The 12,814-nt window shown below is 69.4% G+C and carries 12 protein-coding genes; 4 read left to right on the forward strand and 8 right to left on the reverse strand.

Annotated elements, in window-relative coordinates; genetic code table 11:
• Positions 1–69 precede the first annotated feature (69 nt).
• Positions 70–450 carry a helix-turn-helix transcriptional regulator gene (locus TSH20_RS04265; RefSeq protein WP_109073565.1) on the forward strand — a complete coding sequence of 127 codons (381 nt, stop codon included), beginning with the start codon at positions 70–72 and terminating at the stop codon, positions 448–450.
• A 142-nt stretch (positions 451–592) separates the two neighbouring features.
• On the opposite strand, the gene TSH20_RS04270 is transcribed toward TSH20_RS04265, so the two are convergent.
• The 5 genes from TSH20_RS04270 to TSH20_RS04290 form a co-directional block, all read right to left on the reverse strand.
• Positions 593–3,289, reverse strand: a complete 2,697-nt coding sequence (locus TSH20_RS04270; RefSeq protein ID WP_247871440.1) for an EAL domain-containing protein — start codon at positions 3,287–3,289, stop codon at positions 593–595.
• Positions 3,290–3,420: 131 nt separating this feature from the next.
• The gene (locus TSH20_RS04275) at positions 3,421–3,927 is read right to left on the reverse strand and encodes a hypothetical protein (protein WP_109073567.1); all 507 of its coding nucleotides are present in this window, start codon (positions 3,925–3,927) and stop codon (positions 3,421–3,423) included.
• 136 nt (positions 3,928–4,063) lie between these two features.
• Complete coding sequence (locus TSH20_RS04280; protein ID WP_247871441.1) at positions 4,064–5,827, reverse strand: methyl-accepting chemotaxis protein; 1,764 nt, start codon at positions 5,825–5,827, stop codon at positions 4,064–4,066.
• Between the two features lie 162 nt (positions 5,828–5,989).
• Positions 5,990–6,901 carry a ribose-phosphate diphosphokinase gene (gene prs / locus TSH20_RS04285; protein ID WP_109073569.1) on the reverse strand — a complete coding sequence of 304 codons (912 nt, stop codon included), beginning with the start codon at positions 6,899–6,901 and terminating at the stop codon, positions 5,990–5,992.
• A gap of 135 nt (positions 6,902–7,036) precedes the next feature.
• The gene (locus tag TSH20_RS04290) at positions 7,037–7,546 is read right to left on the reverse strand and encodes a hypothetical protein (RefSeq protein ID WP_109073570.1); all 510 of its coding nucleotides are present in this window, start codon (positions 7,544–7,546) and stop codon (positions 7,037–7,039) included.
• A 153-nt stretch (positions 7,547–7,699) separates the two neighbouring features.
• Between TSH20_RS04290 and corA the strand changes: the two genes are divergently transcribed.
• Complete coding sequence (gene corA / locus TSH20_RS04295) at positions 7,700–8,713, forward strand: magnesium/cobalt transporter CorA (RefSeq protein WP_109073571.1); 1,014 nt, start codon at positions 7,700–7,702, stop codon at positions 8,711–8,713.
• Positions 8,714–8,775: 62 nt separating this feature from the next.
• A complete protein-coding gene (locus TSH20_RS04300) occupies positions 8,776–9,189 on the forward strand; it encodes a hypothetical protein (protein WP_109073634.1) in 414 nt (137 codons plus the stop codon).
• Positions 9,190–9,343: 154 nt separating this feature from the next.
• Here the strand turns inward: TSH20_RS04300 and TSH20_RS04305 are convergent, their stop codons facing one another.
• The 3 genes from TSH20_RS04305 to TSH20_RS04315 form a co-directional block, all read right to left on the reverse strand.
• Positions 9,344–10,402, reverse strand: coding sequence for a LysM peptidoglycan-binding domain-containing protein (locus tag TSH20_RS04305; protein ID WP_247871442.1), 1,059 nt, complete (start codon positions 10,400–10,402; stop codon positions 9,344–9,346).
• Positions 10,403–10,584: 182 nt separating this feature from the next.
• Positions 10,585–11,478 carry a cytochrome c gene (locus TSH20_RS04310; protein ID WP_109073573.1) on the reverse strand — a complete coding sequence of 298 codons (894 nt, stop codon included), beginning with the start codon at positions 11,476–11,478 and terminating at the stop codon, positions 10,585–10,587.
• 3 nt (positions 11,479–11,481) lie between these two features.
• Complete coding sequence (locus TSH20_RS04315) at positions 11,482–11,967, reverse strand: cytochrome c (protein WP_109073574.1); 486 nt, start codon at positions 11,965–11,967, stop codon at positions 11,482–11,484.
• 146 nt (positions 11,968–12,113) lie between these two features.
• Here TSH20_RS04315 and TSH20_RS04320 point away from each other — a divergent pair, with 146 nt between their 5' ends.
• Entirely contained in the window at positions 12,114–12,698 is a 585-nt protein-coding gene (locus tag TSH20_RS04320) for a TIGR00730 family Rossman fold protein (RefSeq protein ID WP_109073575.1), read from the forward strand.
• Positions 12,699–12,814 lie beyond the last annotated feature (116 nt).

Below are 12,814 nucleotides of genomic sequence, written 5' to 3' on the forward strand. Positions count from 1 at the left end.
CTACCAGATCGACGGCGATGCGCTGTTGGTCACGGTGCTGAAGGTCGGGAACCGCAAGGAGGTCTATCGATGAACGCTCTGCCCATCATGCCGATCGCCGAGACGGCCGACAGCGTCACCCTCAGCCGGGCCGACTTCGAGGCTCTGGCCGATCTGGTGACGGACGCCCGGGACTTGGCCGACGCCGAAGCCGTGAAGGCACGGCTCGCTGCGGGGGAGACGGAGGCATTTCCGTTCGAGGTGGCGGAGCGCATCCTTGATGGGGAGCATCCGGTCACAGTGCTCCGCGAGCATCGCGGCTTCACCGCCCGCGGGTTGGCGGACGCCGCAGGCGTGGCTCCGTCCTACCTGTCCGAGATTGAGAACGGGAAAAAGCCCGGCAGCTTCGACGCGATGGCCCGCATTGCCGGCGCGCTCCGGGTGCCGCTGGACCTGCTGGTACGCCACTGAACGGCTGTCGCGAAAACTTGCCCGGTCTCCACGTCCATGGGCTGGAAGGCGCGCCGCCGCGCCGGTCCTTGCGGGGCACCGCCAACCGGCGCCTCACCGTCGCATGGGACGCCCCCGACGCCGTCGCTCCCGGCGACGGCCGTCAGCCCACCGAAACCGTCTGCGCCACGGTCATCCTCTCCAGCAGCCGCTCCACCTCCTCGACCGGAATGGGGCGGCTGAACAGGAAGCCCTGGTAGCTTTCGCAGGCGAGATCGCGCAGCAGTTGAAGCTGCTCCTGCGTCTCCACCCCCTCGGCGATCACCGACAGGCCCAGGCTGCGGCCCAAACCGACGATGGCGCGGGGGACGGAGGAGTCGCTGGCGCCGGTCGACAGGTCGTGGATGAAGGAACGGTCGATCTTCAGCTTGTCGATCGGCAGACGGTGCAGATAGCTGAGGCTGGAATAGCCGGTGCCGAAATCGTCCAGCGCGATCAGAACTCCGCGCTGCTTCAAGGCCGCAAGGGTCGCCGCCGCCGATTCGACGTCGTCGATCAGCGTGCTTTCCGTCACCTCGATCTCCAGCTCCGGGCCGCTCAGGCCGTTGGCGTCCAGCGCGCGGGCGACCTTGGCCGGCAGCTGGCCGTCGCGGAACTGGGCGCCGGAAACGTTGACCGCAACCGGAATCGACAGGTCGTACCGCGCGCGCCAGCGCCGGATCTGGGCGCAGGCCTCGAACAGCACCCAGTCGCCCATCGCCAGGACCAGACCGGTCTCCTCCGCCACCGGCAGGAAACGGCCGGGCAGGATCAGCCCCTCGTCGGGATGGCGCCAGCGGATCAGCGCCTCCAGACCGACGATGCGGCCGGTCAGGGTGTCGACCTGCGGCTGGTAGACCAGGAACAGCTGGCCGTCGCGGATCGCCTGGCGCAGGCTGCCCTCCAGATCCATGCGCTCGCGCGATCGGGCGCCCATCTCCCTGGTGACGAAGCGGAAGCCGTTCCGGCCCTGCTCCTTGGCATGGTACATGGCGATGTCGGCGCAGCGGATCAGACCTTCGGCATCCTCGGCGTCGTCTGGGTAGAGGCTGATGCCGATGCTGGGCGTCACCACGAAATTCTGGCCGCCGACCGCAAAGGGGCTGGCCAGATGCGCCACCACCTTTTCGGCGACGCGGGCCGCGTCGTTCGGCTCCGTCACCCGGCGGACGACGATCAGGAACTCGTCGCCGCCCAGCCGGCCGACGGTGTCGGATTCGCGCAGGCCCGCCTGCAGCCGGCGCGCCACCGACCGCAGCACCTCGTCGCCGAAGCTGTGGCCGAGGCTGTCGTTGATGACCTTGAAGCGGTCGAGGTCGATGAACAGAACCGCCACCTTTGTGCCGTCGCGCCGCCCCTCGCGCAGGGCCTGGGCGATGCGGTCGTACAGCAGGACGCGGTTGGGCAGGCCGGTCAGCGCGTCGAAATGCGCCAGATACTGGATGTGCTGCTCGGCCCGGCGCTTCTCGCCGATGTCCTCGGCGAAGGCCAGGACGAATTTCAGCGCGCCGTCGGCGGTGACCGGCTGGAAATGCAGGCTGAAATGGCTGCGCCGGCCGCCCAGCAGCAGGGGCTGGTCGGATTCGAGCTTGCCGCTCTCCCCCTGCAGCGCCGCCTCCAGCGCGAAGACCGACGCCTGATCGCCGAAGCGCAGCCGCAGGTCGGTGCCGAGCAGCTCCTGCCGGGGCAGGCCGGCGGCGGCGGCGAAGGCCGGGTTGCAGTCCATCACCAGCCCGTCGGTGCCGACCAGCGCGATCCCCAGCGGCGCCTGGGTGAACAGCTGCTGCCGTTCCGCCTCCTGCAGGCGGAGCGAGGCCGTCATCTCCCCGGCCAGCACCACCGCGCGGGAATGGGTCACCAGCGCCATGCGCAGGACCAGCGACAGCGCGATGCTGAGCGCCAGCCCGCCGGCCAGCAGCGCGCCGGGCACCCAGTGCTGCGCGGTGAACAGGCCGTCGGGCAGGCTGTCGTACCGTACGGTCCACACCCGGCCGCCGACCGGCAGTTCCCGCGTCAGGCTGATGGCGGGCGTGGCGTCCAGCGGGCGGCGGCTGCGGTACAGCGGAAACTCGGCATCCGCCGGCGGCACGTCGTAGATCTCGATGCCGGCGTCCTGGCGGGTTGCGTCGATCAGCCCGTTCACCAGCGGGCCGATCCTGACCGGGGTCAGCACCACGCCGGTGAAGGACGCACGCCGCGCCTCCAGCGACGGCGGCAGCGGGTCGCCGCGGTAGGTCGCCTGATAGAGGATGAAGGAAGGCCCACCCCCGGCCGCCTGGTCGATCTTCAGCGTGATGGCGCGGGTGGCGGCGGGCTCGCCGCTGTCGCGCGCCCGTTCGATGGCGGAGCGCCGGAGGGCCTCCGACATCATGTCGAAGCCGATGGCCCGCGCGTTGCCTTCGTTGACCGGGGCGGCGAAGATGTTGACCACGCGCTCCGCCCCCGCCGTCTCCGGCCAGATGCGGAAGTCCGGCAGACCGGCCGCCCGCATCGACGCCACCAGATCGCCGGCCCGGTCGGCCGCGACCGCGCGGGCATAGGCGATGGAGATGATGCCGGGATAGCGCCGCGGCATGTCCAGCGCCTCGACGAAGCGGTTCCACTGCGTCCAGTGCAGGTCGGGGAAGGTCATCGCCAGCGAGGCGGCGCTGCGCGCCACCTGTTCGTACACCCGCAGTCGGTCGGCAAGCTGGCCGTGGATTTCCTCGACCCTTGCGGCGAAGCGATGCTCCTCCTCCAGGCGCAGCAGGCGGCCGGAGTGGAGCATGGCCACCACGGACAGGCCCGCACCGGCAATCAAAGCCAGAACGGGAACGGCCACCGGCAAGTTCAGATTGCGAAGGAAGCGGCGAAAGGAGGGTTCCGGAGCAGCGGCCGGCGGGCTTTCCGCAAGGGGATCCCGCCCAGGATCCCGCCCAGGATCGGCCTTGGACTCGGCTGCCGGCTCCGGCATCAGAACTCCTCTAGGATCTTCGGGCTGGTCAGAAGGAGCTGTTCGATCATGCCCAGGATCTGCTCGATCTTGGTGCGGGTGGCGTCCAGTTCGTCGGCCATCCTGTCGTCAATGCCGGCTTCCATCAGCATGGTGTCGAAGGTGTGCAGCGTTTCGTTGAAGGCCTTCTGCTCCGCCACCAGCACGTCGAAGGCGCCCAGCGAGGCGGTCAGCGCCAGCGGCGGGTCGCTGACGAAGGAGTGGCTGATGTCGGTGAAGATGGCGATGGCGCTCAGCTTCTGCCGGATGACCCATTGCGGGAAGTTCGGCGGCAGCTCCTTCCCGGCAGCCTCCAGCCTTTCCTGGATCGAGAAGATCAGCCCCTGGATGTCCAGATAGGCCGCCCGGATCTCGCGGAATCGCGGAAAGGTCTTCGGCTTTCCGGCGGCGCGCTGGCGGCCCAGGGCGGCGATGTCCTCGGTCAGCTTGCGGGACATCCGAAGCACGACGTCCGTCACCTTCGACATCACACGCCTCCGCTCAACGGACCGCCCCCGCGCATCGCCATCACCGCTTCGCCAACACCGGACCGCCTCCCGTGGCGGCTGCCCCGCCAGACTACACCAGTTCCTCCCCCGATCGTTAGTGTTACCGGCGGCCGGGTCAGAAGCCCACCGCCGCAGCCGGCGTCGCACCGCCCGCCAGCCCGGCCTTGTCGAGCTCGTCGAGCAGGGCGATCACCTCCTGGGAGGCGCGCTCCACCTCCGCCACCTCGGCCAGCGCGCGGTCCATGTCGCCGTCGGCGAAGGCGCGGGCGGCGGCCTTGCCATGGTCGTGAACCCGGCGGTGCGGGGCCTCCAGCCGGACGAAGGCCGAATGGGCGCGGTAGGCCATCGACGACGGGCCGTAATACCACTTGCCCAGCCGGCAGGCCTCGTGGCTCGCCAGCTCGTCGGGGCGCAGGGTCTCCAGCCCGACCAGCATGTCGGCCAGCCGCTTCTTCCAGATGACGTGGTCGACCTTGGCGATCTTGACGATCTTGCCGGGAATGTCCTGCTCCATCAGCTGTTTCAGCTGGTTGCCCAGCAGGGTCTCGACGCCGCGCGTCGCCTGCACGCTGCGCAGGATGGCGGCGCTGTTCGACGCGCTGCTCTCGGCGATGCGGGAGGTGCCGGAGGCCACCTGGTTGGCGGCGGCCGACTGCTGGGTCAGGATGCTGGCGATGTCGGACATGCGCTGTTCGGTGCGGCCGATATGGTCGCCGATGTCGCTCATGCGGTCGCTGACCGCACGGATCGCCGCCTGCCCGGCGGCGACGGCGCGGGTGCCGTCCTCCATCGAGGCGACGATGGCGCCCATCTCCGCCTTCAGGGAGTCGATGCGCAGGCGGATGTCCTCGGTCGCGCGGGCGGTCTGGTTGGACAGGCTCTTCACCTCGCTCGCCACGACTGCAAAGCCTTTTCCGGCCTCCCCGGCGCGGGCCGCCTCGATGGTGGCGTTGAGGGCGAGAAGGTTGGTCTGCTTGGCGATCGCCTCGATGGTGGAGACGATTTCCGCGATGCGTTCGGAGGCGACCGACAACTCACCGACCCGCATCGCCGCGCCTTCCACCGCGCCGGCGATCTGTTCCATGCGGACGACCGCCTCGTGCACGGTACGGCCACCGTCGTCGGTCACCGCCTGCGCCTCCCCCGCCAGGGCGGCGACGTCGCGACTGCGCGCCCAGATCTCCTGGATGCCGGTGACCGTCTCCTCGGTCGCGGCGGCGATGCCCTGGGATTCGTGATCGACCGCGCGCAGTTGCCCGACCATCTGGGCATTGGCGACCGCCGCGTCGTTGATCGCCATCGCCACCTCGATGGTCCGGTCCATCAGCGACGACGCGAAGTCACCCAGCGCGCGGCCGCAACCCTGCCCGCCCGCACCCGCCGCCGGCAGGCCATAACCGGCAAGCGTCCGGTCCATGTCGAAGGAAACGGCGCGGGCCACCGCCGCCACCGCGCGCCGCGCCATGGCCGGGCGCCAGCGCAGCGCCCCCTGGACCAGGGCCAACAGGTCGCTGAGCACCACGCCATAGGCGCCGATATACCAGGAGGAGTCGAGACCGATGCGGCTGTGCGCCTCCCCGGCGGCACGGCAGCGCGCCTCATGCTCGGGCGAGCCGGCATCCTGGAACATCAGGCGCCAGTGATCGGCCTGCCGGCGCTTCAGCCCGGACAGATCGCCGTGGGCGTCCAGCAGGGCACGGGTTTCCGGCCAGCGGGACAGGTGGGCATAGAAACGCTCCGACAGGTCCGGCAGGCTGCGGTCGATCAGCCGCCCCATGCTGGCCAGAAGCCCGCGCTCCTCAGCCTCGAGCCCGAAGAAGCCCGCATCGGCCCCCATCCGCCCGTCCGTCCGGCCACCCGTCCGCCCATCGCCCGCCATGTCGCCCACCCATACAGATGACGCGGCGCACAATCAGCATGACGCCGCACTGAATTTGCGACAGTTATATAAAAATTGTCATAAAGCGCAACCCACCATGGTCATAGAATCCGACGAATGGCGGCGAAAGGGCGGGCACAATGGTCGCACCCGCCTTCTTTCTCATTGGATTGCGAAAGACTTGATGGCGTCTGCGATCAGGCTGCCGAGGGACAGGGCGTTGGACGGATGCGGCACGCCGTCACAGGACAGCGGGCGGCCGAGTCCTTCCGCGGCGAAGCGTTCGGCGACGATGTCGCTGAACAGGGCATGGACGCCGTAGACCTGCACCCGCTCCGCCCCCAACACCCGCGCCGCGCGGGCGCAGGAGAAGATCGTCTCGCCGGAGCTGATCACATCGTCGACGATCACCACCGGCCGGCCATGGATCGGCGCATCGGGGGGAAGCGCCACAGTCACGTCGCGGTCGCCGCGCCGCTCCTTGCGGCCGACGATGCCGGTGAGGCCGAGCGGCCCGGCCACCGCCTCCACCAGCGGGGCGGATTCCTCGTCAGGACCGATGACGACGGTGCCGGGGGCCACGCCGGCGGCCCGCAGATGCGCGGCGATGGGCGCGGCGCCGCTCAGGGCAACGGAGGGGCGGCCGACGAACACCTCGTCCAGCGTGTGGGTGCGGTGCAGATGCGGCTCGACGCAGACGAAACGGTCGAAGCAGCGGCCCAACCACTCGCCGACCACCGCCTGGCTGACCGGCTCGCCCGTTTTGAAGACGGCGTCCTGGCGCATGTAGGCCATGTAGGGCGCCACCAGACAGAGGTCGGTCGCCCCCTGGCGCCGCAGGACCGAGGCGGCCAGCGTCAACTCCACCAGCTTGTCGTTCGGCCGGTCGAGCGAGCGGTAGACGATGGCGCGCTCCACCGGCTCCGGCAGGCGGACGAGGCTCTCGCCGTCGGGGAAGCGGTGCAGCTCGGCAATGTGGCAGGGGATGTCCAGCACCCCGGCAAGACGGCGCGCGGCATCGGCCGATTCCGGAAAGCCGTAGACGGCCGTGTAGTTGCCCGTATCGCGGGCCATGCCCCTTCTCCCTCACCACTTTGGACGGCGGCAAGCTTGGCGCAGGCAGTATGGGCGGGTCAATTGTGGCAAAAGGCGGCATGGCCATAGGCGGACAGGCGGGAACCCGGGGCTGTTGAAGGCCCCTTCTCGCGCCTACGCCTCCGGCCGCTTGTCCTCCTCCGCCTCGTCGGCTTCGGAGACTCGGGGGTCGACATGGATGCTCTCGGCCCGGCGCGCCAGCCATTGGAAGGCGCCCAGCCCGACCACCAGCAGCGTGACCACCCCCAGCAGCATCACCGGATAGACGATGGCGGAAATCTCGCTGGTGCGCGCCTCGAACACCAGGACCAGCCCTTCCAGACTGGCGGCGATGATGATGGTGGTCAGGAACTTGGTCAGGGTGCGGCGGGCCTCGTCGGCGCGGCGCAGCTCGCGTTCGCGGACGATCTCCTCCTCGTAGAGGTATTTGGCGATCTCGAACACGGCGATGGCCAGCACGATCATCCCCACCCCGTCGAGCATGGCGGAGGTCAGGGCGGCACTGTCCAGCGCCACCATCCCTTCGAACACCGTCAGGGCGGACAGGCCGATGAACAGCAGGGAGAACAGGCTGAGCGTCACCGCCGCCAGAAGATACATCCCGCGCGCCGCCGACTGGAACATCGCCCTTTCCCCCACTTCCGAAGCTGGTCCTTGGCAGCAACAACGCTTCAGGCGGCCGGTCAGCCCCGGCGATGCCGCCGGATCCGTCGACGCTGCCGGGGAACCTCTTTAGAGTGACGCCGACCTGCCGCCTCCCACCCGGTTTTCATTTCCATGACGCTGCCGCCTGAACCCACCCCCGCCCACAACGCCCCCCACAATGCGGTGGTGGCGAGCGCCGCCTATTGCCAGGGCCGGCGCATCGCCGACGTGCCCATCGCCGAGGCCGGCGCCTGGGCCGCGAAAGAAGGCCACTTCGTCTGGATCGGCTTGTGGGAGCCGGACGAGGCGCTGCTGATGGAGGTGAAGCAGCAGTTCGGCCTGCATGAACTGGCGGTGGAGGACGCGCTGCACGCCCACCAGCGGCCGAAGGTGGACATCTATGGCGAAAGCCTGTTCATGGTCCTGCGCACCGCCCGGCTGGAAAAGGGCGAGCTGGTGCTGGGCGAGACCCATGTCTTCGCCGGCCGCGGCTATGTCGTCACCGTGCGGCACGGCGCCTCGACCAGCTATTCGCCGGTGCGGGCGCGGGCGGAAAGCGCGCCGCATCTGCTGAAGCATGGCGAGGACTTCATCGTCTACACCATCATGGATTATGTGGTGGACTGTTACTTCCCGGTGGTGGACCAGATGGCCGCCACGGCGGACGAGCTGGACGCCCTGCTGATCGCCCGCCCGCCCAGCATGGCGGAGATCGAGTGCATCCACCAGCTGCGCCGCGACCTGGAGCGGCTGCGCCGCAACGCCTCGCCCCTGCTGGAGGTCTGCTCGCGGCTGGAGCGCTTCGATTTGCCGATGATCGACCCGGCGATCCGCCCCTATTACCGCGACGTGCAGGACCATGTGATCCGCGTCAACGAGCAGATCGGCTCGCTGCGCGAGGTGCTGTCCTTCGCCTTCGAAACCAGTATGATCCTGGCGTCGGCGCGGCAGAACGACGTGACGCGCAAGCTGGCCGCCTGGGCCGCCATCCTCGCCGTGCCGACGGCCGTCGCCGGCCTGTACGGCATGAACTTCGAGCATATGCCGGAGCTTCACTGGCGCTACGGCTACCCGGCGGTGCTGGCGGTGATCATTGCGGTCTGCGCCGTGCTGTATGTCCGCTTCCGGCGGATGGGATGGCTGTGACGGACGGGATTTTGGGCCGAGATTTTGGGCCGGGGTTTTCGGGTGGGGATTTGGTGACGGACATGACCGACGCGACGAACACGCTGCACGCCCTGCTGGACGCTTATCTGCGCTGCCCGGTGGAGTCGGCGCGCGCAGAGCTGGAACAGGCGCTCCGCAGCTATCAGACCGATTGGATCCGCGCCCGCGCCGGGGCCGACGCCCCGCCGCTGCCGGCGAAAGCACCGGAGGCCCCCGCGCCCGCCAAGAAGGCGATCATGCCCAAGCCGCGCTTCCCCATCGCGTCGGCCGACCTGGAGGTTCTGAAGCGTCTGGCCGACGGCTGGCCCGGCACCACCGCCGAGGTGGCGCGCTGGGCGTGGTTCGAGAATCGCGAACTGGTGGCGCTGGACCCGAACCCGGCCGGCGAGGGGCCGGAGATGCTGCGCCTCACCCCGCTCGGCTGGGCCGCCATCGGCCGGATGCCGGAAGACTGAGAGTTCGCAGTTTCTTATGAGCCCTGCCGGGAGACGCTTGGGATTTGAACCGGTTCGGACCCGGTCTCAGTCACGCGCGTCCCTCAGCAGATATTCGCGGGAATGACGGCCGATAGAAGCTCCGAAAACTCACGGCCGGTGCCGTGGCGCCCCCTCAGTTCACCTGCGGCAGCGCGAAGATCTGGCCGGGATAGATCAGGTCCGGGTTGCGGATCTGGTCGCGGTTGGCGGTGTAGATGGTGGTATAGAGCATGCCGTCGCCATAGGTGCGGCGGGCCAGCCGCCACAGGCTGTTGCCGGGCTGGACGACGACGTTGCGGCCGTCGGTGGAGGCCGCCGGCATGGCGGAAACCTGCACCGGCAGTTCGGCCCGCGCCACCACCTTGCCGCCCTGGGTGACCTGATCGGCGCGCAGGGTGTAGACGCCGGGGTCGATCAGCTTTTCCGGGGTCAGGCGCCAATTGCCCTTCGGGTCGGTGTGGGCGCTGCCGACGAGGATGTTGTCGAGATAGAGCTGAACCGCACTGTTGGGCGCCGCCCGTCCGCCGAGCGCCACCCGGCCGGCCGGATCGTAATCCATCGTCTCCACCGATACGCCGCCCGGCGGGGCCGGCGCGCCGTTGTCCGGCACCGGCGGAGCCTGCAGCACCGAACTGCCGCCCATGGTCGGCGGCGCGCCGGCCAGCCCGTCGCGCGGAACCGCCACCGCGACCGGCGCGGTCGGGGCTGCCGAATCGGCGGCAGGCTTCGCCGCCGGGTCGGGCACCGTCACCACGACCACCTTGTCGGCGGGGACCGGGGTTTCGGCGCCGGGGCGGGTCTCTGTCAGGTTGAGTTCGCGGGTTCCCGGCGCCAGCGGCTTGTCGGGCAGCATCACCCATTCGCCGCGCTGGTCGGCCTTGGCCGAAGCGACCGCGGTGCCGCCGTCGGTCACCGTCACCTCAGACCCAGGCGCGGCGCGGCCGGCCATCACCGTCGCCCCGTCCGGCGCCACCCGCACCACGTCGAAGCTGGGAGCCGCAGGTTTGGTCTGTTCCGGGGCTTGGGCGGGCTTCGCCGGGGGGGCGGGCTTCGCCGATGCGGCGGTCTGGACCGATGCGGTGGGAGCCGGAACGGACGCTGGAGCCACCGGCGCCTCGACCGGCTTGGCCCCCGGCCAAAGGGCGACCGCCGCCGCTCCCCCCATCAGAGCCACGCCCAAAGCTGCGAACAACGCGTTTCGTTTCACCTGAGCACCCATCCGGCGGCCCGCCACAATGGCAGGATGACTGACTATAGCAGAAGGATAGGTCACAAAAGAATCGCGACGTTGGAGCGGAACCATCCGCCAAACGGGCTCGATTGCCCCATAGGATCATGAGTCCACGGCAATCCGGCGCCTGTTGCGCCGAAGACTCACTCCTTCGCCGGAACCGTCTTCAGATAGGCGGCGATGGCGGCGCGGTCGTCGGCCGTCAGCTTTGAGGTGGTGTTGCGCACGACCTCGCCCATGGCGCCGCCGACGACGTCGCCGTCCGGGGTCAGGCCGGTCTCCAGGAGCAGCGTCAGGTCGCCGTCCGACCAGGCCCCGATCCCGCCCTTGCCCTTGGCGCCGGTGATGCCCGGAACCTTGTCGCCGTCCGGCCCGTCCGGATTGCCGGCCAGGTAGCGGTCGGAGTCGAGCCCGCCCAGCAGGGTGCGCGGGCTGTGGCATTCGGCGCAATGGCCCAGCGCATCGACCAGATAACGCCCGCGGTTCCAGGCCGGCGGCTTGGCCGGGTCGTCGGGCGGCGGTCCGGGGGTCAGGTACATCCACTGCCAGACCGGCAGCAGGAAACGCCAGGAGAAGGGCGGCGTCAGGTCGTGCGGCTTGTTGGGCGCCGCGACCGCCGGGCGGCTGAACAGATAGGCCTTCAGATCCAGCAGGTCGCGGTCGGTCATCCGCGTGTAGCTGGCGTAGGGGAAGGCCGGAAACAGGGCGGCGCCGTCCGGCCGCACACCCTCGCGCAGCGCGCGGATGAAGTCGGCATCGCTCCAGCGTCCGATGCCGTTGACCGGGTCCGGCGTGATGTTGGGGGTGTGGAAGGTGCCGAAGGGCGTCGCCAGCGCCCGGCCGCCGGCCAAGGGCTGACCACCGCCCTTTTCATCGGTGTGGCAGCCGAGGCAGCCGGCGGCGTTGAAGATGTAGGCGCCCCGCTGGACGGCATCGCTGCCGGAATCGTTGGCGGGAGCCTCGCCGGCGGCACGCGCAGTGCCGCCCGCGAGGGCGAGCGGCAGCAGCACGGACGCGGCGGTCAGGAGGCGCCGCACCGGTCAGTTCTTCTTGACGCGGAAGTCCTCGTGGCAGCTCCCGCAGGTCTTGGAGGTGGCGCCGAGCGCCTGGGCGATCTGGGCGCGGTCGCCGCTCTTCAGGGCGACGTTCAGCTTCTCGGCCGCCGGCTGGACGGCGCTCCAGTATTTCTGCGCCTCGTCCCAGCTCTTCCACAGCTCCGGCTTGGCGGCGCTGTCGGCGACGCCGACGGCGGTGCCTTCGGGGAAGATCTTCTTCGGGTCCATCTTGGACACCGCCAGCACGGCTTCCGCCCCCTTGGCCGCGTCCTCGGCGGTGGCGCCCTCGTTCTTCACGAACTTGGCGACCGCGCCCATGCCGCCGCCCATCTTCTTCATGGTCTGCTGCCGGTCCTTCACCTGCTCCGCCGGATCGGCGGCGCCGGCGCTCTGTGCCGACATGCCGAACAGCGCGAACATCAGACCGGCGACGGATGCCGCCGCAAGGACATTGACGACCCGGTTGCTCATGTGGTCCCTCCCGATGATGCCGTGGTTCTAAACGGTGCCTGTGCCGCTGTTGACGCGCCGCCCTCGCCCGATATTCCATGGCATTCGCCAGATTTTTTACGGCCCCGACCCCGATGGGTGACGGTGGCGAGAAAGGTTGACCCGCGATGAAGAGCCTGTCGTCCGTCTGCGTCTATTGCGGTGCGTCGAGCCGCGTCGCCGATGTTCACAAGGAAGCCGCCCACGCGCTGGGCGACGGGCTGGCCCGCCGCGGCATCCGCATGGTCTATGGCGGCGGCCGGGTCGGGCTGATGGGAATCGCCGCCGACGCCGCGATCGCCGCCGGCGGCGAGGTGGTCGGCATCATCCCGGAACACATCCAGTCGGCCGAGGTGGAGCACACCGGCCTGACCGAACTGCATGTCGTCGACAGCATGCACACCCGCAAGCGCATGATGGTGGAGCGGTCGGACGCCTTCGTCATCCTGCCCGGCGGGCTGGGCACGCTGGACGAGGCCTTCGAGATCCTGACCTGGAAGCAGTTGCAGCTGCACGACAAGCCGATCGTCATCGCCGACGTCGACGGCTACTGGCGCCCGCTGCTCGGCCTGATCGACCACATGGTGGCCCAGGGCTTCGCCCGCATCGACCGCTCCGCCCTCTACCGCGTCGCCGACCAGATCGACGGGGTGTTCGAGGCGCTGGAGGGGATGCCGGACGCCGTGCAGCCGGTCCAGCCTCGGAAGCTCTGAGGCCCTATTGGCCCTTCCGCCGGTTATCCCCAGACTTCCCAACCTGTGGATAACTTCTGTGCACAGCTTTTGTGGAGGGTTCCCCGCCCTTCACCGAGCGTTCGCGTTCTGTTTCT

It is taken from the genome of Azospirillum sp. TSH20, assembly GCF_003115935.1.
Lineage (GTDB): Bacteria > Pseudomonadota > Alphaproteobacteria > Azospirillales > Azospirillaceae > Azospirillum.

Excerpts from the sequence above, each read along its gene's own strand:
- TSH20_RS04320 (WP_109073575.1), top strand. The coding sequence starts at position 12,114 with ATGAAGAGCCTGTCGTCCGTCTGCGTCTATTGCGGTGCGTCGAGCCGC.
- TSH20_RS04300 (WP_109073634.1), top strand. The coding sequence starts at position 8,776 with ATGACCGACGCGACGAACACGCTGCACGCCCTGCTGGACGCTTATCTG.
- TSH20_RS04265 (WP_109073565.1), top strand. The coding sequence starts at position 70 with ATGAACGCTCTGCCCATCATGCCGATCGCCGAGACGGCCGACAGCGTC.
- TSH20_RS04275 (WP_109073567.1), bottom strand. The coding sequence starts at position 3,927 with ATGTCGAAGGTGACGGACGTCGTGCTTCGGATGTCCCGCAAGCTGACC.
- TSH20_RS04290 (WP_109073570.1), bottom strand. The coding sequence starts at position 7,546 with ATGTTCCAGTCGGCGGCGCGCGGGATGTATCTTCTGGCGGCGGTGACG.
- prs (WP_109073569.1), bottom strand. The coding sequence starts at position 6,901 with ATGGCCCGCGATACGGGCAACTACACGGCCGTCTACGGCTTTCCGGAA.
- TSH20_RS04315 (WP_109073574.1), bottom strand. The coding sequence starts at position 11,967 with ATGAGCAACCGGGTCGTCAATGTCCTTGCGGCGGCATCCGTCGCCGGT.
- TSH20_RS04280 (WP_247871441.1), bottom strand. The coding sequence starts at position 5,827 with ATGGCGGGCGATGGGCGGACGGGTGGCCGGACGGACGGGCGGATGGGG.
- corA (WP_109073571.1), top strand. The coding sequence starts at position 7,700 with ATGACGCTGCCGCCTGAACCCACCCCCGCCCACAACGCCCCCCACAAT.